We start from the raw sequence: 21400 nt of genomic DNA on the forward strand, positions 1-21400 counted from the left end.
GCGGGTATCGTGCGTGCCGCGTCCTTCGAGAAAAGCCGACAGCGGCGGACTGGGTCCCATTCTACCGACAATACTCCAAAGACCATTACTTCCTATATTCTTTAGGCCAAACGGCATTGATTCCTTGATGGCATGTTCGAGATCACAGGCGATCACATTGCAGAACTAACCGACGAAGACCTACGCGGGCTTATCGGTATGCTGTGCGAGGCCGAAATGCGCCGTCGGGGACTTCCTGTCTCTGCGGTCACGTGGGGCGGCGATCAGAACGCCAAGGATGGTGGGCTCGATGTTCGCGTGGCGCTTCCTGCTACCGCCGTCATCGACGGGTTTATCCCAAAACCGTCAACGGGATTCCAGGTCAAGAAGTCCGACATGCCGAGGGGAGCCGTCATCGAGGAGATGAAGCCCAAGGGCGTGATACGGTCGTCCATCGCCGCGTTGGCCGAAGAGTCCGGCGCCTACGTCATGGTGAGCGCCGACGGTTCGACCACGGACACAGCCTTGAAAGACCGGCGCGAGGCGATGGCCGACGCGATGCAGGGCGTACCGCAAGCGGACAAGCTCACCTTGGACTTTCTGGACCGGGGGCGTGTCGCAACATGGGTGCGCGATCATGCGGGTATCATCCCATGGGTCCGCAAGAGGATAGGAAAGGCCATTCCGGGATGGCACCCTTATGGTGCCTGGTCCCACGCGCCGGATGCCAACAACCCCGATTATCTCGCGGACGATGCGGCAAGGATAAGAACCGGAACTCGGGACGAAGGCGACGGGTTCTCGGCTATTGATGGCATCAACCGCATTCGCGACGCTCTTCGAACCCCCGGCCGGGTCGCTCGCCTCGTTGGCCTGTCCGGCGTTGGCAAGACCCGACTGCTGGAAGCGTTGTTCGACGAGAAGATTGGAGCGAATGCACTCGATCCGGCGCTCGCCGCCTATACCGACGCTGCCGATACGCCTGACCCGCAACCGCCAAGCCTTGTGGCCAATCTGCTGGCCGAACAGCGACGGATGATTCTCGTGATCGACAACTGCCCGGCGGATCTGCACCGGAAGCTGTCCGAGATGGTCCGCGTTTCCGGCAGCACGCTGAGTGTGATTACGGTCGAGTACGATATTCGCGAGGACCAGCCGGAAGGGACCGACGTTTTCTCACTGGAGGCCTCTTCCAATAACCTCATTGAAAAGCTCGTTGCTCGCCGCTTCCCTCAATTGTCGCAGGTCGATACCCAAACCATCGCGGAGTTTTCCGGCGGCAACGCACGCATCGCTATCGCCCTTGCCGGCACCGTCGAGAAAAACGAGACGATAGCGGGGCTGAGCGATGCGAATTTGTTGGTCCGGCTGATTCAACAGCGTCACCCGCCGGATGAATCCCTCCTTCTGATCGCCCAGGCATGCTCGCTCGTCTATTCCTTTCAGGGGCATGACTTGGAAGGCGAGAACGCGGAGTTGCCAATCCTGGGCGAGCTTATCGGCAAGACGGCCGACCAGATGCATATGGGGGTCGCCGAGTTGCGTCGCCGGGATCTCCTCCAACAACGCGGCGTGTGGCGCGCGGTGCTGCCACATGCCATCGCCAATCGGCTGGCTCCGATGGCGCTCCAGAACATCCATCCTCAAAGGATCGAAACAGCGATCATCAACGGTAAGTCTGAGCGGTTGCTTCGTTCCTTTTCCCGGCGGCTTGGTTATCTGGACACCAGCAAGGAAGCGCGTGCCATTGTAGCAGCGTGGCTCGGGCCAGGAGGTCTTCTGCATGATATTCTGAACCTTTCAGAAGTCGGCAAAGCCATCTTCCACAATGTTGCGCCTGTAATGCCGGAAGCCGTACTCGCTGGTCTCGAACGCGCAATCGCAAGGGCCGATGAGTCAACATTGGAGCGTTCCAACCATTTCATTAGCCTGATCCGCTCACTTGCCTTCGAGCCGGAATTTTTCGAGCGCGCCACTGCCCTTCTGCTTCGCTTCTACGCAATCGAAACCGATCGCAATGTGGACGACGAAGCCGGCAGGGTCATCATATCGTTTTGCCATATCTATCTGTCTGGCACCCATGCCACCGTTCAACAGCGATTGGCTCTCATCGAAAAGCTTCTGCGCTCATCGGAGCCAAAGCAGCAAGCTCTGGGCGCGCAAGCAATGGAGGCAATGTTCGAGACCGATCATTTTACGTCGAGCTATCTCTTTGAATTTGGCACGCGGTCGCGGGATCACGGCTACTATCCCAAGAGCGACGCAGATATCGTCGATTGGTTTGGCTCCGCCCTGAAGCTCTCGGAAGCTATAGCTGCCACTAACTTACCTATCGCCGAACAGGTAAAGAAGGCCGTCGCAGGCGGGTTTCGTGGCCTATGGGCTAACGCGCAACTCAGCGATGAACTCGATAGGATGGCTCGGGCCTTCGCGGGCAACGGCTTCTGGCGGGACGGCTGGATTGCTGCTCGTCAAACACGGGCCTACGAGGCGAAAACCCTATCGCCCGAGTCCCATGCGAAGCTCAGGGCGGTCGAGGAATTCCTGCGCCCCAAGGACCTTGTTGCCAAAGTGCGCGGCATCGTGCTGGAAGCCAAGGGCGGCGGTCTCGGCTACGACGAGATGGATGACGCGGAAGACCTCGACACTTACGATTTCGAGGCCGCCGAAAAGCGGACGGCCGCGTCGATTGAGCAGCTTGGCAGGGATATGGCTGCCGACACCGACTCTTTTCAGGAGATGTTGCCCGAGCTGCTGAGCAGCGGCGGCGGCCGCCTCTTTCCCTTCGGGGCAGCGCTTGCAAAGGGAGGAGAGCAACCTCGCGCCGTCTGGGATGCGCTCTTGGGGCAGCTTGCCACCAGTCCAGACAACAATCCGGTCATCATGGGCGGATTCCTGAGCGGCTTGCAGACAGCCAATCCTGCCGAAGTTGACGCGATGCTGGACGATGCGGTGAAGAATCCGGCCCTCTCTACCTGGTTTCCCTATTTGCAAGCGTCGGTAGTGATTGACGATAAGGGACTTGCGCGCATTCATCGCTCCCTCGAACTCGGTCTCTCGCCGATCGAACGATATTCGCATCTTGCATGGGGCCGAGCATCCGACCTCCTTCCGGGCCCAGCATTCCGCGATCTGGTCATGGCCATCTGTGCGAAAGGTGGCATCGATGCAGCTTTGCATCTGGTTTCGATGCGCCTCGTCTCTGACAAGGTGCAGAAGCGCGCGCCGCTGCCTGAAACGCTGGAGGCAGGCCGCAGCGTGCTGGCCGCCTTCGAACTTGGCACTTCAAAGCGCCAAATACAGCGCGAAGATCACGAACTGGGCTCGCTCGCCCAGGTTTGCCTTGTTGGCGTCGAAGACGAACCGGTTGCTCGAAGGCTGGTTCGCATGCTCAAGGAGGCATCCGCCGACTATAGGCTGAACGCCCATGACTATGACGATTTGGTCAAGGGCTTGTTTGCCGTCCAGCCCGCCGCTGCGCTCGACGAAATGTTTACCGGCGACGACGCATCGGTAAAGATCGGCGTTCGCTTCGTCGAAACGCTCACACGGCGGCGGGCGAGTCCGCTCGACGGCGTGCCGCCGCCTACTCTGATTGCCTGGTGCAACACTGATCCGGAGAGCCGCTATTTAATCGCGGCCACCGCCGGCTCGCTCTTCAAGAAAGATAACAACGGCGCTCCTTTGCACTGGACGGTGCTTGCTCCCTTGCTGTTGCAAAGCGCACCAGACCCGACAACCATGCTTTCCGTTTTCGTCAAGCGGCTGTACCCCAATAGCTGGGGAGGTTCCTGGGCAACGGAGATGGAAGGCCGCGTCAGGCTTTTGGATCAGCTTGATGTTAGGGACAACACCGACCTAAAAGCGGCAAGAAAGGACGTGCTGGATCGCCTGAGGTTTCAGATCGAGGAGGCCCGGGTGAGGGAGGCTGCAGAAGACAAGCAGCGTAACGCACGCTTCGAGTAGGTTGGCACGCTGTTCGCGGGACGCGATTAAGCCATACCGGCCGTTCCAGTGGCAGCCCGCTGCGTATCGCGGCCCATCACCCGTAGCACCTTGTTCAGTGTGTTGTCAGAGATTGGCACGCCATCGTCATTGGACGTGCAGCAGATCGCGGATCAGGCGGAGCTCGTCCGGCCCGAAGGGATTTCGAGTCAGAGCCGGGGTTCGATTCCCCCCGCGGCGATTGTGGAGACCGAACGGCATGGAAGTCCCTGCTGCGGGGGAGCGCGCTGTTTTAGTTTTTCGGCTAATACCGCTAGGAGCCTGTTGGTATTTCTGTTGGTATCGGCAGCAATCGGCAATGAAAATTGCTTCAAATTCAAATGGTTATGGCGCTAGGCAATTATCGGCGGCCTCGGCATTCTTCGACTCGAGTTCATCACTTAGAAGTCCTCCGTAGGATTCTTTCTCTCTGCTGGCCGGGGTGCGAACGCGCAGCAGGACGCGGAACGACTACCCGGCGAGCGTTCGCCAGTCCTTGATGACGACGGTAAGAGCAATCACCGGCAGGATGATTTGCATCCACGCCTGCAGCATGGGTGGCTCGAAGAGCCAGGGCATATGTTCCTGCGTCTCCGCGGGCAAATACATGCAATATTCGGGTTGGAACGCATGAAGCCACTCGAACAGAAGGCGGCTTCTCTGAAAGGTATTGCACTCGCCTTTCGGCGCCAGCAGCAGAAAGAACTGCAGACTCAGGAAGGCCGCTCCCAAGGGAGGTATCGCCCGGAAGAGCCCGTTCTTGAGGTCCTTCTTCCCCCGCGTGCGCGGCAAATCTTCTCGAAGGAAATGAATCGCCAGTATCACGAGCACGATCAGCAACGGCCCGAACACGAGAAGATAACCGGCATTCAGCTTCAGCTTCAGATCGATCAACGGGACTTTGATCTCGTCGAACACCGAAGGTGCTCGAACGGCCACGCAAGCCGCAATGCAACAGAGACTCAGTATGAGGAAGTCCCGACGCTTGGGATCCTTTTTTATTTGGTCGGCATCGTCGTGAGGCATCCGAAAAGGCATTCTTTCTAAAGTGAAAAAAAATTCGCCGGCCGCCTTCGGACATATCCCAGGCACGACCTGCTTCAGCGCTTCTAAGTCACCATCTCGACCGAAGCACAAGCAACAATGACAACTTGCAGTCAAAACCCTAATCTTGAACGGACCCAACCATGACGACCGATTACGTCGTTATGGTCACCGGGCCCTTGGGTGACGTCCTTGACGGCGTTCGTGACGGCCTTGACCGCCTCGTTGTTCGGTCCGGGGCCTTTCGTGACGTCATGCACAAAGTTTTGGAGCACCTTCATGATCTCGCCGTTGGGGCCAATCTCGATGTCGCCGATGGTCACCCGCATGTCGCCTTCCACGGCCGGGCAGGCCGGATGCTTGGCGGACTCGAGAGCAGCCGAGATCGCCGCTCTCTGGGCCTCCGCCTCAGACGGCGAAAACGCGCCATCCGACGGGTGCGCCTCCAAGTCGGCGGACACAGCGTAACCGTCCTGGCCCGTTTTCACGTCAGCGACGCTGACGCGGTATTCGATGGCATCGTGCGCCATTCGGAACGAAGTACCGTCGTTGAAACGATGCGTCGTTTGGAGAGCGAACCGCTTCGGAAGGTCGTCGATGACGAGGGTCGGCTGACCGATGGACCGAGGCATCGGGACATTCCATCGCAGCCCGACCGGAAATAGATCGGTCTTGAAATCGCCGATCTCGATGCGGCCATCGGTCTTGACGTCGGCCATTACGCCGCCGCACGGCATGGATGCGTCGAAAACGAGCAGAGAATGGCCATTGGTCGCGATGCGATTAAGCCGGAGGGTGCCGTCGACATGCTTGCCGGCACTGCCCTTCAGCATGCCGGTCGTGCCCGCGCCGCCGCCGATGGGAAACGGGTTGGCGTGAACGTGAACTTTAGCTTCCATATCCATGTTGAGGTCGACCGCAAGCGCGGCGCCCTGGTTCGGTATCCACCGTGCGGCCACGTTGGACATGACGAGACGGGCGGTCGCCGAGGTCGGATCCCTCATTTCGACGTAGGATTTTCCGTCGGAGACCAGCTGACCCGTGGTTGCGATCGAGGCGATCGTGGCAGTACGATTGGCGTCGGGAAGTCGCGCGATCTGCTCCGCCATTCCGACGATGGTGGCACCTTTCAGCATGAGGACGAGGTCGTGCTTCTGCTCCAGATCCTTGACCTCGCCGCCGAGCTTCGTCCGCAAGGCTGCGACTTTGATCGGCAGATCGGCTTGCGGAACGGTCGGCTTGGAGGGCGCGACTTCGCCCGGCGCTGTCGGCGTCGCCATCAACCAGACGCCAGACTCGACGAAGAGCGGCATCGAGAGCGAGAAGTTCTGCCGCACGGTTCGGCCTGGCAGAGAGCTCTTCAGCGTCACCGAACCCGCGCTCGTAGGAACGGTGCTGACGTTGTCGAAACCAGTGTCGAACGCCAATCCGTTCTCCATCGGGACTTGCACGACGAGGTAACGGTCGAGCGCAAGCATGAGACCGGACGCGAGGACTTCTCCGATCGTGCGTCGTCCCGGCAGATCCAGGAAGCCCCAGTCGAGCCGCGGCTCCGCGTTCGCGATCGAGATCGCAAACTCGGCGACGGTCTGCGCGCTCGCACCCGCCTGCGCGACCATCTTCGTGCCTCGGAAGGCGAGGTCGCCTTCGACGCGCATCTTGACGGTGGCGCCGTGGCTCTTGCTCGCCACGCGGATATCCATCGCGGCTCCGGCGAGACCGATGCCCGGCTTGATCCGGACCCCTTCGATCGTCGCCGCAATACCTCCGACTTTCTCCGCGGGCACGTCGACCGTCGCACCGACCAGCTGCTGCAGCGCGTCGTCGAGCGCCTTGTTGGAAAGGAATGCCGCGGCATCCGCGGCTTGAGGACGCTGCCCGTTAGAAAGAGCTTCGTCCATGAGAGTCAGTGCGGTCCACTCGGCTCCCACCCTTTCGCGCATCACGAAGTCGTGCTTGTAGGTCAGCCAACTTGCGGTCGTGGCCAGGCCAGCGACCGTCACGAGACCGACGGAAGAAACAATGGCACGCGTTCTCATGTCGGAGCGCTCCCCGCCGCGATGGTGCGGCACTTTGCCCGTAGCATGTAGGAGTTGAACTGCAGATGAACAACGACAGGACGCATGGAGGTCCGCACGTGTCGCAAAACATTCGCAATGGCGACGGGCTTCAGACGGCGATCGTGTGGCGTGAAAACCCGTCGTCAACGACGATTTGTCTCCGGAGCGTCGACGAAGTTCAAAGGCCGGATCGATCGCGGATCAGACCAGGAGCGTCCAATCGCAGACGCGGATCCAGCATGCCGTACAATAGATCGCCACTCTCGCGAAAAATGCGCTCACCCGGCTTTCCGCCGCCCGGCGACGGCGGCAAATCGAACTTGGCCGGCGTGATATTCGGCATGATGCCGTTGGCGTGCAGCTGAAAAAGCGATTGATAGAGCGCGTGCAGGAAACCGAGCAATTCCCGCACTTCGTCCACGTTGGTGTTCGCCATCAGGGCGTCGGCCGCCGCCCGATCAATGCTCTTGTGCGCGAAGATCTTGTGCCGGATCTCGCGGTACCTGGCCTCGTAGACCTTGCGCCAATGGCCGACGGCTTTGCGCATGCCGCGCACGTCGTCCATCGTCAGGTCGTACGAACCGTGAGCGTACGCCGCGGCATCCTTCGGCGTCATGCCTTGTGCGATCCTGCGCCGCTCCAAGGCGGCCGCGCTCAACGAGTCGATGTCGCGCGCCACGACGCCGAGCAGCCTGTCCATATTGTGCAGCGACTTCGGGTCCTGGTCGAAGATGCGGCCGAGCACGACGAACGCCGACATCAGCAGCGCGTAGCGCGTGGTGATCCAGAACGTGGCGGTTTCATTCATCCTCGCCAGGACGTCCGGGTTCTTGGATGGGACGAGTTGCAAAGCGAGGTAGCCGAAGAAATACTGCTGCGCCGCCTCCTCCTCGGTGCGGAACATCTCAAGTTCATGCTCAAGCGGAGAGGGTCCGGCGGTCATTCGATCACCTCGGTGCACCAATCGGAACGAATGGAAATGCTTGCCCCGAACGAACCAAAGCAGGCGAGCCTTGCGCTCATGTGCCAATCGGGGTGCGCGACGGCCTGCAAGAGATGCGGCGATCGGCCCCACGAAAGCAACCCACTTCGGCCGGCTACGGAAGCGCTCAAAACGAGCTTAACAATCAGCGGATCGGAGTTCGCGACTGTACGGGTATCCGGGCGACACGCTAGGGCGTTTGAATTCGGCCGCGCCTCCAACAAACACAACCGGCGTTGTCGTGGTAGCTACCTGGTAGCTACAACAATCCGTCGAGCTTCAATTGATCCTATAAGCTCTTGATTTTATTGGTACAGTTGGGTGGGCTCGAACCACCGACCTCCTGTTCCACAGACAGGCGCTCTAACCAACTGAGCTACAACTGCATCCTTGCGAGCCGCCCGGGGGGCGCCCTAGACGGGCCGACAACCGAGGGGGCTGGACGGGGCGGAAACTAGGTGCAACGGCTCCGTTTGGCAAGGCCGCAATGGTGCGAAAAACCGGGGTAAATCGCCTTCAATGCGATGGAATCGGGCCAGGCGACCGCGAGGGTCGCTCCCCTTTCACGCTTCCAGGGAAAATCCCCGTGGGGAGAGAGCCCTCACCCGTCGTCCGACGATGCTTCGCATCGCTCGGCGCGCCGGCCTCTCCCGCAAGCGGGAGAGGCGAAGAAAAAACCCGGGCCTTTCGGCCCGGGTTTCTCAACTTGGTCGATCCGCCGGTCTGATCAGGCGGCGGGCTTGTAGAACTTCGCAGCCGAGGCCTTGATCGGCTCGGCGGTCTCATTGGCGACGCGCTGGCTGATCTCGACCAGCTCCTTGGCCTGGGCCTGGAAGGTCTCGAGCTGCTTGCGGGCGTGCTCGTTCCACAGGGTGAACGCGTCCGACGGCGACTTGGCGCCGAGCAGCTCCTGGGCGAAGTCGAGCGAGGCCGTGGAGTTGGCCTTCATGAACTCGACCAGCTTGGCGGTGTACTCGCTCGCGCCCTTGGAGGCGCAGGTGAACACGGCCTCGACGGTGCCGTTGTGAGTCTCGGCCGCGTCCTTGAACTTGGCGTAGCTTTCCCGGGCCTGCGACACGCCCTTCTCGGCGAACGCACGCATCTGCTCGGGGACCTCGAACGGAATGATCGAGGCAGAAAACGGATCAGTCGCACCTGTCATGGTTGTCCCTCACGCTAATCTAGAAAAAATGGAGTGGGCCTTACGGCGCGCCCGCCGGCCAACCGGGGCCGTCTGTTGGCGGGTACGAAGACTGGACACGCGAAACAAACGAGGTGACTCGCCCCAGCGCCCAGTATTGTGGCTGCTTAACATGTCAACATTGTGCAGCGCAATGCATCCGGCGGGTGCGGCGCGAAATTTAATCCCGGAGAGGGCGAAGTTCCTGGAGAGGGGAACCCGAGGTTGAGGTAATCTGGTGCGGGGAGACAAGTCTGAGCAAGCGCCTCGTCCTTCGAGACGACCGCTTCGCGGTCTCCTCAGGATGAGGCTGAGCAGCTTGGCCCCTTTTGAAACCGCCTCCACGCGCTCCGCCCTCATCCTGAGGGCCCGCCTTCGGCGGTCGTTTCGAAGGATGCGTTGTGGGCGAGCCAGGGATGCCGCATCCGGCCTCGACAGCCGGCCTGACGTTCGCTCTACCCCGCGAATCCTGCGGATGCAGTCTCGCTCCTGCTTGCGAGTTCTACCGGATTAAGGTTATCGCGGCTTTGGGCTCCTCTTTCCGGGCGGGGCCGTGGACCTGCCGGCGCGCGCGGGCAATACTAACCCTTTCTTAAGGCTGTCATTCCGGCAGCCGGCCCCTTGAGACGCCGACAGCGAGACGTGAAGCCGGGTTGGATGAGTAGTTCGGATTTCCAGTTGCGAGGCGTGGGCGATCCGCGGCTGGCCGTGCATGCGACCTCGCCGCTCGCCACCTGGCTGTTCGCGGTCGACGGCAGCCGCGTGCTGTGGGCCAATCCGGTCGGCGCAAGACTGTTCGGCGCGGCCCATGCCGCAGCGCTCGCCGAGAAGATCCTCGGCCCCGCCGACAGCCATCGCCGCCAGGTCGCCCGGCTCGCCCGCCAGCTGCCGGTGAGCGGCGCCGTGCGGCTGGAGCGGCTGCGCGGCTTCGGCGCCCGGCTCGGCACGCTGATGACCTGCGCCTGCGCGCGGCTCGACTTTGCCGACGGCAAGAACGGCGTGCTCGTCACCGCGCTGGACCCGACCGGGCAATCGATGCCGCTGGTCGAGCGGCTGCATCGGCTGGTGGCGGCTGCGAAGGTGCCGATGGCGGCGTTCGCGCCCGATGGCCTCTTCGTCGGCGCCAGCGAGGCCGCCCGCTCCCTGCTCGGCTTCCGCGACCTCGACGAAGCCGGCCTCGAGCAGGCCCGCAGCGATGCGCTCGCGCGCGGCCGCGTCGAGACGCCGATCGGCATCGGCCAGATGGTGCTGCAGCGGGTCGGCACGGGCGCCGATGTCGGCCTGGTCGCGCTGATCGAGCCGGCGGCCGCGCAAGCAGCGGCCGCGGATGCCGCGCCCGAGGCGCCGGCACCTCCGGCCACGGTGCCGGACGATGTACAGCCTGCGCGGTCGAACGAGGCGGCCTCCGGAATTGCGCTGTTCGATGCCTTCGCCGAACCGGACGAGACGCTTGCTGCGAGCGAGCAGGCCTCGGAGATCGCATCGATCGAGGACGCCGCAGTGCCTGACGCGGATGCCGCGGAGACGACCGAAGCCAGCGACAGCGCGCCAAAGACTCCGGTTGAAAACCACCTGGAGGCCATTGTGCCGCCGCAGGCCGCGCCGATCACATCAGGCATGGTCGAGCCGCCGCCCGCGCCCGCAGAGTCGCCCGCGCCGCGCCAGCATCCGTTGCGCTTCCTCTGGCAGATGGATGCGGAAGGCCGCTTCGTGCTCGGCTCGGACGAGTTCATCCGCCTGATGGGCGCGCACACCGCCGCCGGCTTCGGCCGCCCCTGGCGCGAGATCGCCGACCAGTTTTCGCTCGACCCCGAGGGCCGCGTGGCGCAGGCGCTCGCAAGCCACGACACCTGGGCCGGGATCACCGTGAACTGGCCGGCCGACGGCGGCGAGCATCTGCCGGTCGAGCTCGCCGCCCTGCCGGTCTACGACCGCGATCGCAACTTTGCGGGCTTCCGCGGCTTTGGCGTCTGCCGCGATCTCGACGGCCTCAACCGGCTCGATGCGCTGCGCCGCTTCGAGCTGTTCGGCGCGCCGCAAGGCCCATCCGCCGAGATCGTCGAGCCGGAGCCTGCGCCCGAATTGGTGCCAGAGGCCGCGGCGCCGCCGCCGATCGAGCGACCGGCAGCTGAGCCCGAGCCGACGCCCGAACCTGAACTGCCCGAGCCCGTCAACGACGCGAATTCACACCCAACCGATCCGGAAACGCCAGTGGAAACGCCCCCCAACGTCGTGCCGTTCCGCAGCCCCGGCGATACCAGACCGCCGACGCTGACGCCGGTCGAGAACAGCGCGTTCAACGAGCTGGCGCGGCAATTGTCCGAGCGGCTCGAACGCGAGCGCGAGAGCACCGCGGCCAGCGCGGCAGAGCCGCCGGCTGCGGAGGTCACAGTTGAGCCGCCGCCGCCCGAGCCCGAACCCGAGCCTCTGCCGCCGCATGCGCCGGCCGAATGGCTGACCGAGGCAGTACCGCCGGCGCGCGGCACGAGCTTGCGCGACCGCACGCTGCTCGACCTGTTGCCGACGGGCATCCTGATCTATCGCCTCGACCGCCTGCTCTATGCCAACCCGGCGTTCCTCGCGCGCATGGGCTATGACAGCCTCAGCGCGCTGGAGCATGCCGGCGGGCTCGACGCGCTCTATGTCGAGCCGGGCGTATCGTCGGCCAGCAGCACCTCGCAAGGCGGCACGCCTGTGACGATCAGCGCGGCGCTTGCCAATGGCGAAGCGCCGCTGCCGACCACGGACGCGCATCTGCACAGCATCGACTGGGACGGCGACAGCGCGCATGCGCTGATCTGCGCGCTGCCGCAAGCCGCACCCGCTGCTGTCGCTGCGCCGCCGGTCGTTGCCGAGCCCATCGTCCCAGAATCCTTTCCCTACGCGCCCGATCTCGAGCCCGCGGCCGGCGACGCCGACGCCGAAGATCTCGCCGCGATCCTCGACACCACGGCCGAGGGCATCGTCATGTTCGATGCCGAAGGCAACATCCACGCCTGCAACCGCAGCGCCGAGGCGCTGTTCGGCTATGACGGCGAGGCGCTGCTCGAGCAGAACCTGGCGACGCTGTTCGCGCCCGAGAGCCAGCAAATCGTCGCCGACTATCTCGACAGCGTGAAGAGCCAGGACATCGCCAGCCTGCTCGACCATGGCCGCGAGGTGCTGGGACGCGAGAAGAAGGGCGGCGTCATTCCGCTCGCCATGATCATGGGCCGCACCCGGCCCGACGGTCCCAACTTCTTCGCCGTGTTCCGCGACCTCTCGCAGAGCAAGAAGGGCGAGAGCGAATTGACGCAGGCCCGCCGCCTCGTCGACGGAGCCGCCAATGCGAAAGCCGACATGCTGGCGCGCATCAGCCACGAGATCCGGACGCCGCTGAATGCCATCATCGGCTTCGCCGAGGTGATGATCTCGGAGCGCTTCGGCACGCTCGGCAACGAGCGCTACGGCGAGTACATGAAGGACATCCGCGCTTCCGGCGAGCGCGTCATCGCCATCATCGACGATCTGCTGGAGCTGTCGCGGATCGAGACCGGCAAGCTCGACCTCACCTTCGCCAACCTCAACCTCAACGACCTCGTCGAGGCCTGCGTCGTGGTGATGCAGCCGCAGGCCAACCGCGAGCGCATCATCATCCGCACCTCGCTCGCCCATGCGCTGCCGCAGGTGACGGCCGACGCGCGCGCGATGCGGCAGATCACCATGAACCTGATCTCGAACTCGATCCGGCTGGCGAGCGCCGGCGGCCAGGTCATCGTCTCGACCGCGATGACCGACCGCGGCGAGATCGCGCTACGCATCCGTGACACCGGCCATGGCCTCTCGGAGCGCGAGCTCGCCGCCGCGATGGAGCCGTTCCGCACCCCGCCGCCCGGCGATGCCGCAGACAGTTCCGCGCTCAATTTGTCGCTCACCAAAGCGCTGGTCGAAGCCAACCGCGCCCAGTTCAACATCAAGAGCTCCGGGAATTCCGGCACGCTGATCGAAGTGGTGTTCGCGCCGGTGACGGCGGGGGCGTAGGCTCTATCAGCGAGCTCGCTGCAACCTCTCCCGCTTGCGGGGGAGGTCGGCGCGAAGCGCCGGGTGGGGGCTCTCGCCCCCCGGGGATTTTCTCGAGAGACCGCTGATAATCCCGTCGCGGAGACACCCCCTCCCCGTCCCTCCCCCGCGAGCGGGAGAGGGAGCGAGAGAGCGGCGCGCCCCTTACAGTGCAAGCTTACGCCGCGCGCACCTCATCCGAGCGCGATGGGCTCGCCGAACCAACGCGACGCGGCCTGGAGGGCTTCGTCATCATCGGACGCGCCGTCGCTCGCCCACGCAACAAAGCCGTCGGGCCGCACCAGCAGCGCGCTCAGGCCCAGCCGATCCCGGGGCTCGGCTGCAACATACGCGATCCGATCACTCCAGCGAAGTGCAAGCGTCTGAAGCGGCGCACGCGCGTCGAAGTCCAGCAAGAGGCCTTTCGCCTTCCTGAGACGTTCTCCGACCGTCGTGCCGTCAGAGAGTTCGAATTCGGGAACACTGCCGCCGACGAGCGGATGGCTGCCGCCGAGATCGTAGCGGAGCGCGGCGCCGCGCACCCGACAGGCGAAATAGGTCGCGCCGTCTCTTGTTGCGACGAGATCGCGGATGATCGCGTGGAGCGCGCGGCTGCTCGGCGTCGGCCTCATGATGGCGACCTGCGCGCGCGACCAGTCGAGGATTTGTGCGCCGACGGGATGCCGCTCATGAGCATAGGTGTCGAGGAGATCTGGCGGGGCATGACCGCGGACCGTGGCAGCCAGCTTCCAGCCCAGGTTCATCGCATCGCCAAGACCGAGATTGAGGCCCTGACCGCCCAGCGGCGAATGGGTGTGCGCGGCATCGCCCGCGAGCAGCACGCGTCCTTTGCGATATGTGGATGCCTGACGCGCCCGATCGGTCCAGGTGGACGCGAGCCGAAGCGCGGTGACGGTCACGTCGGTGCAGGAGACGCGGCGCAGGACCTCTTGCACATGATCCAATGTGATCGGCGCGCTGCGATGAAAAGCGCCGCCGTCGAAATCGACCATCGCGATCGTCCCGGGCTGCGCGTAGGTGTACATGCCCGCCGGGGTGTAGTTGCGGCCGGGGCTGAGTTTCTCCGGATCGCTCAACGCGACCTCGATGGAATAGCCGGTGAATTCAGGGTCTGTTCCGGCGAAGTCGAACCCGCAGATCTTGCGCACCGTGCTGCGGCCGCCGTCGCAGCCGACAAGCCAGCGTCCGCGAAAGGTCTCGTCCGCGGCCTTCACCGTCACGTCGTCGTCGGAGGCGGCAACGGCGCTCACGCCCAAACCGCGCCTGATGTCGGCGCCCAGGCTGCTTGCGCGCGCGGCCAGGACGGTTTCGAGCGTGTCCATTTCGACGGCGACGCCGGCATCGGCCGGCGTCGGCAGGCGCCAGGGCCATTGCGCGGCATCGACGTCGTCCTGATAGAACTGGATGCCGGCGAAATGACCTGCGGGCTTGCGCGGCTGCTGCATCCAGTGCGCGGCGCTCTTGATCGCGCCTGACTTCGCGCGCTGCGCGGCCAGGATCTCGTCCAGCAAGCCGCGCCGGTGCAACGCCTCGGTTGTCGGGATCGAAAGGCCACGCAGGCCGAACGGGAGCTGCTTCAGCGCCGAATGCGGGTCTTGCGCTTGTTCCAGCACCAGAACCGAAAATCCGGCGAGCCGCAGCTCGCAGGCGAGAAACAGGCCGACAGGCCCGGCACCGGCAATGACGACGTCGTAGATATCAGTGGATCGGGTTTGCATGAGACGCTCCTCGAGTCGATGTTCGACCGGAGCGTTCCCAGAGCTTCGAGAATCACACGGACGAACGATTGAGCGCCCAAAGGGCGCCCGCTGTTCGTCGTGGGGATCTCGTGCACAAGGCCAAAGACCAGAGCTTTCGTCACCGAAGCGACCTCGTTTCCGAAGGGACCTCGTTACCGAAAGGACTTGGGCTGACCAGACCAAGTCTGCCTTTTCCGACGCGAGCGATATAGCTCCGCGGCGATGGGCATGCAACGAAAAAGGCACGGCGCTCGTGGCACCGTGCCTTTCAGATGTCTGCGCCTCGGATCAGCTGTAGATCTCGAACAGGCCGGCGCCGCCCTGGCCGCCGCCGATGCACATCGTCACGACGCCCCACTTGGCCTTGCGCCGCGCGCCTTCCTGCAGCAGATGGCCGGTGAGACGGGCGCCGGTCATGCCGAAGGGATGGCCGATCGCGATCGAGCCGCCATTGACGTTGTACTTGGCGGGATCGATGCCGAGCTGGTCGCGGCAATACAGGCACTGGCTGGCGAAGGCCTCGTTGAGCTCCCACAGGTCGATGTCGTCGATCTTGAGCCCGGTGCGCTTCAGGAGCTTCGGGATCGCGAACACCGGGCCGATGCCCATCTCGTCCGGCTCGCAGCCGGCGGTCGCCCAGGCAACGAAGCGGCCGAGCGGCTTCAGGCCGCGCTTCTCGGCGTCCTTGGCTTCCATCAGCACGACGGCGGCGGCGCCGTCCGAGAGCTGGCTGGCATTGCCGGCGGTGACGAACTTGCCGGGGCCCTTCACCGGCTCGAGCTTCGCCAATCCTTCCATCGTGGTGTCAGGGCGATTGCATTCGTCGCGATCGACGACGTAGTCGACGATGCTCTCCGCCTTGGTCTGCTTGTCCACGACCTTCATCTTCGTCTTCATCGGGACGATCTCGTCCTTGAACTTGTTTGCCTGCTGCGCGGCGGCCATGCGGCGCTGCGATTCCAGCGAGAACTCGTCCTGGTATTCGCGGCTGAGCTTGTAGCGCTCGGCGACGATGTCGGCGGTGTCGATCATCGCCATGAAGATATCGGGCGCGACCTTGAGCAGTTCCGGATCGACCCATTCCTTCGGCGAGCCGCCGCCGGGGATCGAGATGCTCTCGACGCCGCCGGCGACGATGCAGTCGGCGCCGTCAGAGCGGATCGAGTTGGCGGCCATCGCGATGGTCTGCAGCCCCGAGGAGCAGAAGCGGTTCACCGAGACGCCGGCCGTGGTCTTCGGGAGCCCTGCGAGCAGCGCGGCCTGGCGACCGATGTTCGGCGCGCCGTGGGCGCAATTGCCGAGATAGCAATCCTCGACATAGTCCTTCTCGACGCCGGCACGATCGACCGCATGATGGATGGCGTGCGCCGCGAGCGACATCGGCGGCGTGATGTTGAACCCGCCGCGGCCGGACTTTGCGAGGCCCGTGCGCGCATAGGAAACGATGACGGCTTCACGCATTGTTTTCTCCCTTGTCGAACGATTTTGAACGGAGCGTCCTGCCGTCATTGGTACACAAAGATTGGCGGGTGCGGGAGAAATAAAAACGCCGCCCTCGCTGGGAGGGCGGCGCTGTTGTTCCGCGGGTCGGAATATATGGTATGATGATCGTCATTCCGGGACGGCCCGCAGTGCCGAACCCGGAATCTCGTCATTCCGGGTTCGATGTTTCGCATCGCCCCGGAATGACGACCTGTCAGAACGTCAGCGCCTTGGCCTGCTTGACCTGCGGCAGCGCCTGCACCTTGGCGAGCAGGTCGGGCGGGACCGCGCCGTCGACCTCGACGAGGGCGATGGCATCGCTGCCGGGGGCGACACGGCCGAGATGGAAGGTGGCGATGTTGATCTTGGCGTCGCCCAGGAGGCTTGCGAACTTGCCGATGAAGCCAGGCTTGTCCTCGTTGGTGACGTAGATCATCGACTTGCCGAACTCGGCGTCGACGCGGATGCCCTTGACGTCGACGAGGCGCGGCTTGCCGTCGTGATAGACGGTGCCGGAAACCGAGCGCTCCTGGCGCTCGGTCGCGACGGTGACGGTGATCAGGCTCTCATAGTCGCTCTGGGCGGCGCGCACGATCTCGTCCACCACCATGCCGCGCTCCTTGGCGACGATCGGCGCGGACACCACGTTGACTTCTCCGAGCATCGGCCGCAGCAGGCCGGACAGCACCGCGGAGGTGATCGCCTTGATCTTCATCTCGGCGACGTGGCCTTCATAGGTGATCTCGACCTTGAGAATGCCGCTCTCGGTGAGCTGGCCGGCGAACGAGCCGAGCTTCTCGGCAAGCGCGATGAACGGCTTCAGCTTCGGCGCTTCTTCCGCCGTGATCGAGGGGAAGTTGACCGCATTCGAGATCGCGCCGGTGAGCAGGTAATCCGACATCTGCTCGGCGACCTGGAGCGCGACGTTCTCCTGCGCTTCCGTGGTGGAGGCGCCGAGATGCGGGGTGCAGATCACGTTGGGATGGCCGAACAGCACGTTGGAGGTCGCGGGTTCCTCGACGAAGACGTCGAAGGCGGCGCCCGCAATGTGCTTGGAATTGAGCGCATCGACCACCGCCTGCTCGTCGACGAGACCGCCGCGGGCACAGTTGATCAGGCGCACGCCCTTCTTCATTTTGGCGATCGCGGCCGCGTCGATGATGTTCTTCGTCTTCTCGGTCAGCGGCGTGTGCAGCGTGATGAAATCGGCGCGCTTCAAGAGATCGTCGAGCTCGACCTTTTCGACGCCGATGTCCTTGGCGCGCTCCGGCGACAGGAACGGATCGAACGCGATCACCTTCATGCGCAGTCCGAGCGCACGGTCGGCGACGATCGAGCCGATATTGCCGCAGCCGACAACGCCGAGCACCTTGCCGGTGATCTCGACGCCCATGAAGCGGTTCTTCTCCCACTTGCCGGCCTGGGTCGAGGCGTCGGCCTGCGGGATCTCGCGGGCGAGCGCCAGCATCAGGGTGACGGCGTGCTCGGCGGTCGTGATCGAATTGCCGAACGGCGTGTTCATCACGATGATGCCCTTGGCGGTGGCGGCCGGAATCTCGACATTGTCGACGCCGATGCCGGCGCGGCCGATCACCTTCAGCCTGGTCGCCTTCTCCAGGATCTTGGCCGTCGCCTTCGTCGCGGAGCGGATCGCAAGGCCGTCGTAATTGCCGATGATCTCGGCGAGCTTGTCCTTGTCCTTGCCGAGGTTGGGCTGGAAGTCGACCTCGACGCCGCGGTCTTTGAAGATCTGCACGGCGGCGGGAGAGAGCGCGTCGGAAATGAGAACTTTGGGTTTGGTCATGGGGATGATCCGTGGTGCGAGCTGCATTTACGGAACGTCATCCGCGGGCTTCACCCGCGGGTCCATCCTACTTGATCGATGGATGGCCGGGTCGAGCCCGGCCATGACGAGAATGAGTTGGAGCGCGTCAGGCCGCCTTGGCGAGCTGCGCCTTGGTCTCGGCGAAGGCCCAGTCGATCCACTGCGTCAGCAGCTCGACGTCCTTCGCTTCCACCGTGGCGCCGCACCAGATGCGCAGGCCGGCGGGCGCATCGCGGTAATAGGCGAAATCGTAGCCTGCGCCTTCCTTCTCGACCAGCGCGACCAGCTTCTTGGAGAACTCCGCCTGCGCGTCGTCCGAGAGCGAGGTGATCGCGGGATCGGTGAACTTCAGGCACACCGAAGTGTTGGAGCGGATCGCGGCGTCCTTGGCGAGGAAGTCGATCCAGGGCGTCTTCGCCTTCCAGTCGGCGAGCACCTTGGTGTTGGCGTCGGCGCGCGCGATCAGCGCCTTGAGGCCGCCGATCGACTTGGCCCAGTTCAGCGCGTCGAGATAGTCCTCGACGCAGAGCATCGACGGCGTGTTGATGGTCTCGCCGACGAAGATGCCTTCGTTGAGCTTGCCGCCCTTGGTCATGCGGAAGATCTTTGGCAGCGGCCAGGCCGGCTTGTAGGTCTCGAGCCGCTCCACCGCGCGGGGCGACAGGATCAGCATGCCGTGCGCGGCTTCGCCGCCGAGCGCCTTCTGCCAGGAGAAGGTGACGACGTCGAGCTTGGCCCAGTCGAGAGCTTGTGCGAATGCGGCGGAGGTCGCGTCGCAGATGGTCAGGCCTTCGCGGGTCGCGCTGATCCAGTCGGCGTTCGGGACGCGCACGCCCGAGGTGGTGCCGTTCCAGGTGAAGACGACGTCGCTCTTGGGATCGACCTTGGAGAGGTCGGGGATCTCACCATAGCCAGCGTTGAGCTTGGTGACGTCCTTGAGCTTCAATTCCTTGACGATGTCGCTGACCCAGCCCTCGCCGAAGGATTCCCAGGCGAGCGTGGTGACGGGCCTTGCCCCGAGCAGCGACCACAGTGCCATCTCGACCGCGCCGGTATCGGAGGCCGGCACGATGCCGATGCGATAATCGGCCGGCACTTCAAGCACTTCGCGCGTCAGATCGATCGCGAGCTTGAGCTTGGTCTTGCCGACCTTCGCACGATGCGAACGGCCGAGCGCTGCGTCCTTGAGATTTTGGGCGTTCCAGCCGGGGCGCTTGGCGCAGGGGCCGGAGGAAAAATGCGGCACGGTCGGCCGCGAAGCGGGCTTCGCTACAGTCATGATCTACCCTTCCAGATAGTAAGCCTCCCGTTGGGGGGAGGTGTCCCGCCGCGGCTGATACGGGAAACGGGAAGACCAGTCAAGGAAGTTCGGGCGTCTCACGCTGGAGTGAAGGCGCTTCGGGCGCGATTTCCGGGGATTCGACGGCGGCAAGCGCGTTCAGCAAGTCCGTGGCCTCGCTGATCAATTGCGCGGCACGACGGCGGCTGCCGACTTTCAAAATGCACTTGTCGTTGGCCTGCACAACGTAGTCGTTGCCGACCTTGATCATGGAATAGCTTGTCATCGAAATCCCCGAACCGACCGAGCCCGGTGTCTGACGCTGCGTAGCACCGTTCGTTCCTGCGTCCACGTGAACGACGGAGGGGTAGTTTATCAGCTGTTAAGATGAACGAACGCGCGATCCGATTTCGCTGATCGCGCAACGCTCGTCATGTCCTGCCTCAAAAGCGGACAGTCATGCCGACGTGACTCGCAGCAAATCCGAGCCGCTTGTAGAAGCGCTGCGCATCCACACGCGTCTGATGCGTCAGCAGTTCGACCAGATTGCAGCCGCGCGCCTTTGCTTCCGTCACAGCCCATTGCACCAACCGCTCACCGATGCCGCGGCTGCGACAATCGGAAGCAACGCGCACGTCCTCGAGCAGACCGCGGATGCCGCCTTGCGAGCTGATGCCTGAGAGAACAGCGAGTTGCAGGCAACCGACCACCCTGCCCTCGCTCTCGGCAACGACGAGCGTCAGATTTGGATCGCGCTCGATCCGCTCGAACGCGGAGTAATAGGCGGCGGGGAGCGGCTCCTCCACTCGCTCGCGGCCGCGCCCGAGATGATCGTCGGCGAGCATCGCCACGATCGCCGGGACGTCCTCGCGCCGCGCGTCACGGATCGAGATGGACTTATCGTTCATATGGGAGACTCCAGGCTCAGCGTGCCGAGGGCAAGCCGAGGACGGCCTCGGCCTCGCCGATCCAGCGGCGGGTGGCTGCATAGCGACCGAGATCGAAGCCGCCTTCATGCGCCACTCGGGTGTAGGCGAGCAGCGAGACGTCGGCGAGCGACACCTCGTCGCCGGCGAAGAAACGGCTGGTGGAAAGATGCTGCTCCATGCGGTCGAGCGCCGCATAGCCGCGCTTGACCTTTTCGGGATCGAGCTCGGAGGCATCCTTGCCGAGATAGACGATGAGGAAGCGGCACACCGCGATATAGGGCTCGTGGCTGTACTGCTCCCAGAACAGCCATTCATCCATCTTGGCCGCAGTGAAGGCATCGCGCGGAATGAGGACGCTGTCGCGGGCGAGATAGCGGATGATGGCGTTGGACTGCGCCAGTGTGCGGCCGTCGTCGAATTCGACGGTCGGCACCTGGCCGGCGCCGTTCATCCTGAGGAATTGCGGCGTGCGCGTCTCGCCCTTGCGGGTGTCGATCTCGATCCAATGATAGGGTATCGCGAGCTTGTCGCAGACCCACTTCACCTTGAGACAATTGCCGGAATTGCCGTCGCCGTAGATTTTCATCGCCGCCGCCCCGTTGGAGCGACAGAGCATCAGGACGACGCCGCCCTGTCAACCGGCCGCATGCGCGCTCAGAACTTGTAGCCTAGACCGGCGCGGAAGTTGTTCAGGCCGACGGTGATGTCTTTCACGTTCGAGAAGCCGACATGCTCCCATTCGCCGCGCAGGAGGAAGTTGCCGCAGAACGCGTATTCGACGCCGATGCCGGCCGTCCACCCGTACATGAAGCTATTGGTGCGCTGCTCGGTCCTGGACAGTGTGTCTGAACCGGCGGG

14 protein-coding genes and 1 tRNA gene are annotated in these 21400 nt (G+C 63.7%); 2 read left to right on the plus strand and 13 right to left on the minus strand.

The annotated features are described in order from the left end of the window. The first annotated feature begins 132 nt into the window (after nt 1–132). On the plus strand, nt 133–3945 hold the full coding sequence (locus tag A5906_RS08200) for a hypothetical protein (RefSeq protein WP_080134715.1): 3813 nt from the start codon (nt 133–135) through the stop codon (nt 3943–3945). Nucleotides 3946–4434: 489 nt separating this feature from the next. Here the strand turns inward: A5906_RS08200 and A5906_RS08205 are convergent, their stop codons facing one another. The 5 genes from A5906_RS08205 to A5906_RS08225 form a co-directional block, all read right to left on the minus strand. After that, entirely contained in the window at nt 4435–4881 is a 447-nt protein-coding gene (locus A5906_RS08205) for a hypothetical protein (RefSeq protein WP_136615057.1), read from the minus strand. A gap of 239 nt (nt 4882–5120) precedes the next feature. Continuing rightward, nucleotides 5121–7214, minus strand: a complete 2094-nt coding sequence (locus A5906_RS08210) for a hypothetical protein (protein ID WP_136615058.1) — start codon at nt 7212–7214, stop codon at nt 5121–5123. A 31-nt stretch (nt 7215–7245) separates the two neighbouring features. Further along, a complete protein-coding gene (locus A5906_RS08215) occupies nt 7246–7971 on the minus strand; it encodes an AbiU2 domain-containing protein (RefSeq protein ID WP_136615059.1) in 726 nt (241 codons plus the stop codon). Between the two features lie 387 nt (nt 7972–8358). Continuing rightward, nucleotides 8359–8435, minus strand: a tRNA-His gene (locus A5906_RS08220). 341 nt (nt 8436–8776) lie between these two features. Continuing rightward, on the minus strand, nt 8777–9211 hold the full coding sequence (locus A5906_RS08225) for a phasin (protein ID WP_080134719.1): 435 nt from the start codon (nt 9209–9211) through the stop codon (nt 8777–8779). A 675-nt stretch (nt 9212–9886) separates the two neighbouring features. Between A5906_RS08225 and A5906_RS08230 the strand changes: the two genes are divergently transcribed. Next, on the plus strand, nt 9887–13249 hold the full coding sequence (locus tag A5906_RS08230) for a PAS domain-containing sensor histidine kinase (RefSeq protein WP_080135224.1): 3363 nt from the start codon (nt 9887–9889) through the stop codon (nt 13247–13249). Nucleotides 13250–13461: 212 nt separating this feature from the next. Here A5906_RS08230 and A5906_RS08240 read toward each other — a convergent pair whose 3' ends face one another. The 8 genes from A5906_RS08240 to A5906_RS44115 all read right to left on the minus strand — a co-directional run. Next, entirely contained in the window at nt 13462–15006 is a 1545-nt protein-coding gene (locus A5906_RS08240) for an FAD-dependent monooxygenase (protein ID WP_080134720.1), read from the minus strand. A 309-nt stretch (nt 15007–15315) separates the two neighbouring features. Continuing rightward, nucleotides 15316–16488, minus strand: a complete 1173-nt coding sequence (locus tag A5906_RS08245) for a thiolase family protein (RefSeq protein ID WP_080134721.1) — start codon at nt 16486–16488, stop codon at nt 15316–15318. A gap of 235 nt (nt 16489–16723) precedes the next feature. Beyond that, entirely contained in the window at nt 16724–18313 is a 1590-nt protein-coding gene (serA, locus tag A5906_RS08250; RefSeq protein WP_080134722.1) for a phosphoglycerate dehydrogenase, read from the minus strand. A 127-nt stretch (nt 18314–18440) separates the two neighbouring features. Beyond that, nucleotides 18441–19613: a phosphoserine transaminase gene (locus tag A5906_RS08255; RefSeq protein ID WP_080134723.1), complete on the minus strand. Its 1173-nt coding sequence runs from the start codon at nt 19611–19613 to the stop codon at nt 18441–18443. A 79-nt stretch (nt 19614–19692) separates the two neighbouring features. Next, nucleotides 19693–19899: a hypothetical protein gene (locus tag A5906_RS08260; RefSeq protein WP_080134724.1), complete on the minus strand. Its 207-nt coding sequence runs from the start codon at nt 19897–19899 to the stop codon at nt 19693–19695. Between the two features lie 157 nt (nt 19900–20056). Continuing rightward, on the minus strand, nt 20057–20521 hold the full coding sequence (locus tag A5906_RS08265; protein ID WP_080134725.1) for a GNAT family N-acetyltransferase: 465 nt from the start codon (nt 20519–20521) through the stop codon (nt 20057–20059). A gap of 16 nt (nt 20522–20537) precedes the next feature. Then, complete coding sequence (locus tag A5906_RS08270) at nt 20538–21128, minus strand: glutathione S-transferase family protein (protein WP_080135225.1); 591 nt, start codon at nt 21126–21128, stop codon at nt 20538–20540. Nucleotides 21129–21196: 68 nt separating this feature from the next. Continuing rightward, nucleotides 21197–21400 (minus strand): outer membrane protein (locus A5906_RS44115; protein ID WP_430642362.1); only part of this gene is annotated, 204 nt, incomplete at its 5' end.

It is taken from the genome of Bradyrhizobium sacchari, assembly GCF_002068095.1.
In the GTDB taxonomy this organism is placed as follows: Bacteria; Pseudomonadota; Alphaproteobacteria; order Rhizobiales; family Xanthobacteraceae; genus Bradyrhizobium; species Bradyrhizobium sacchari.

Bases quoted from the DNA above. Each gene is read 5' to 3' on its own strand.
- A5906_RS08200 (WP_080134715.1), top strand. From the start codon at position 133: ATGTTCGAGATCACAGGCGATCACATTGCAGAACTAACCGACGAAGAC.
- A5906_RS08215 (WP_136615059.1), bottom strand. From the start codon at position 7,971: ATGTTCCGCACCGAGGAGGAGGCGGCGCAGCAGTATTTCTTCGGCTAC.
- A5906_RS08225 (WP_080134719.1), bottom strand. From the start codon at position 9,211: ATGACAGGTGCGACTGATCCGTTTTCTGCCTCGATCATTCCGTTCGAG.
- A5906_RS08230 (WP_080135224.1), top strand. From the start codon at position 9,887: ATGAGTAGTTCGGATTTCCAGTTGCGAGGCGTGGGCGATCCGCGGCTG.
- A5906_RS08240 (WP_080134720.1), bottom strand. From the start codon at position 15,006: ATGCAAACCCGATCCACTGATATCTACGACGTCGTCATTGCCGGTGCC.
- A5906_RS08245 (WP_080134721.1), bottom strand. From the start codon at position 16,488: ATGCGTGAAGCCGTCATCGTTTCCTATGCGCGCACGGGCCTCGCAAAG.
- serA (WP_080134722.1), bottom strand. From the start codon at position 18,313: ATGACCAAACCCAAAGTTCTCATTTCCGACGCGCTCTCTCCCGCCGCC.
- A5906_RS08255 (WP_080134723.1), bottom strand. From the start codon at position 19,613: ATGACTGTAGCGAAGCCCGCTTCGCGGCCGACCGTGCCGCATTTTTCC.
- A5906_RS08260 (WP_080134724.1), bottom strand. From the start codon at position 19,899: ATGACAAGCTATTCCATGATCAAGGTCGGCAACGACTACGTTGTGCAG.
- A5906_RS08265 (WP_080134725.1), bottom strand. From the start codon at position 20,521: ATGAACGATAAGTCCATCTCGATCCGTGACGCGCGGCGCGAGGACGTC.
- A5906_RS08270 (WP_080135225.1), bottom strand. From the start codon at position 21,128: ATGAAAATCTACGGCGACGGCAATTCCGGCAATTGTCTCAAGGTGAAG.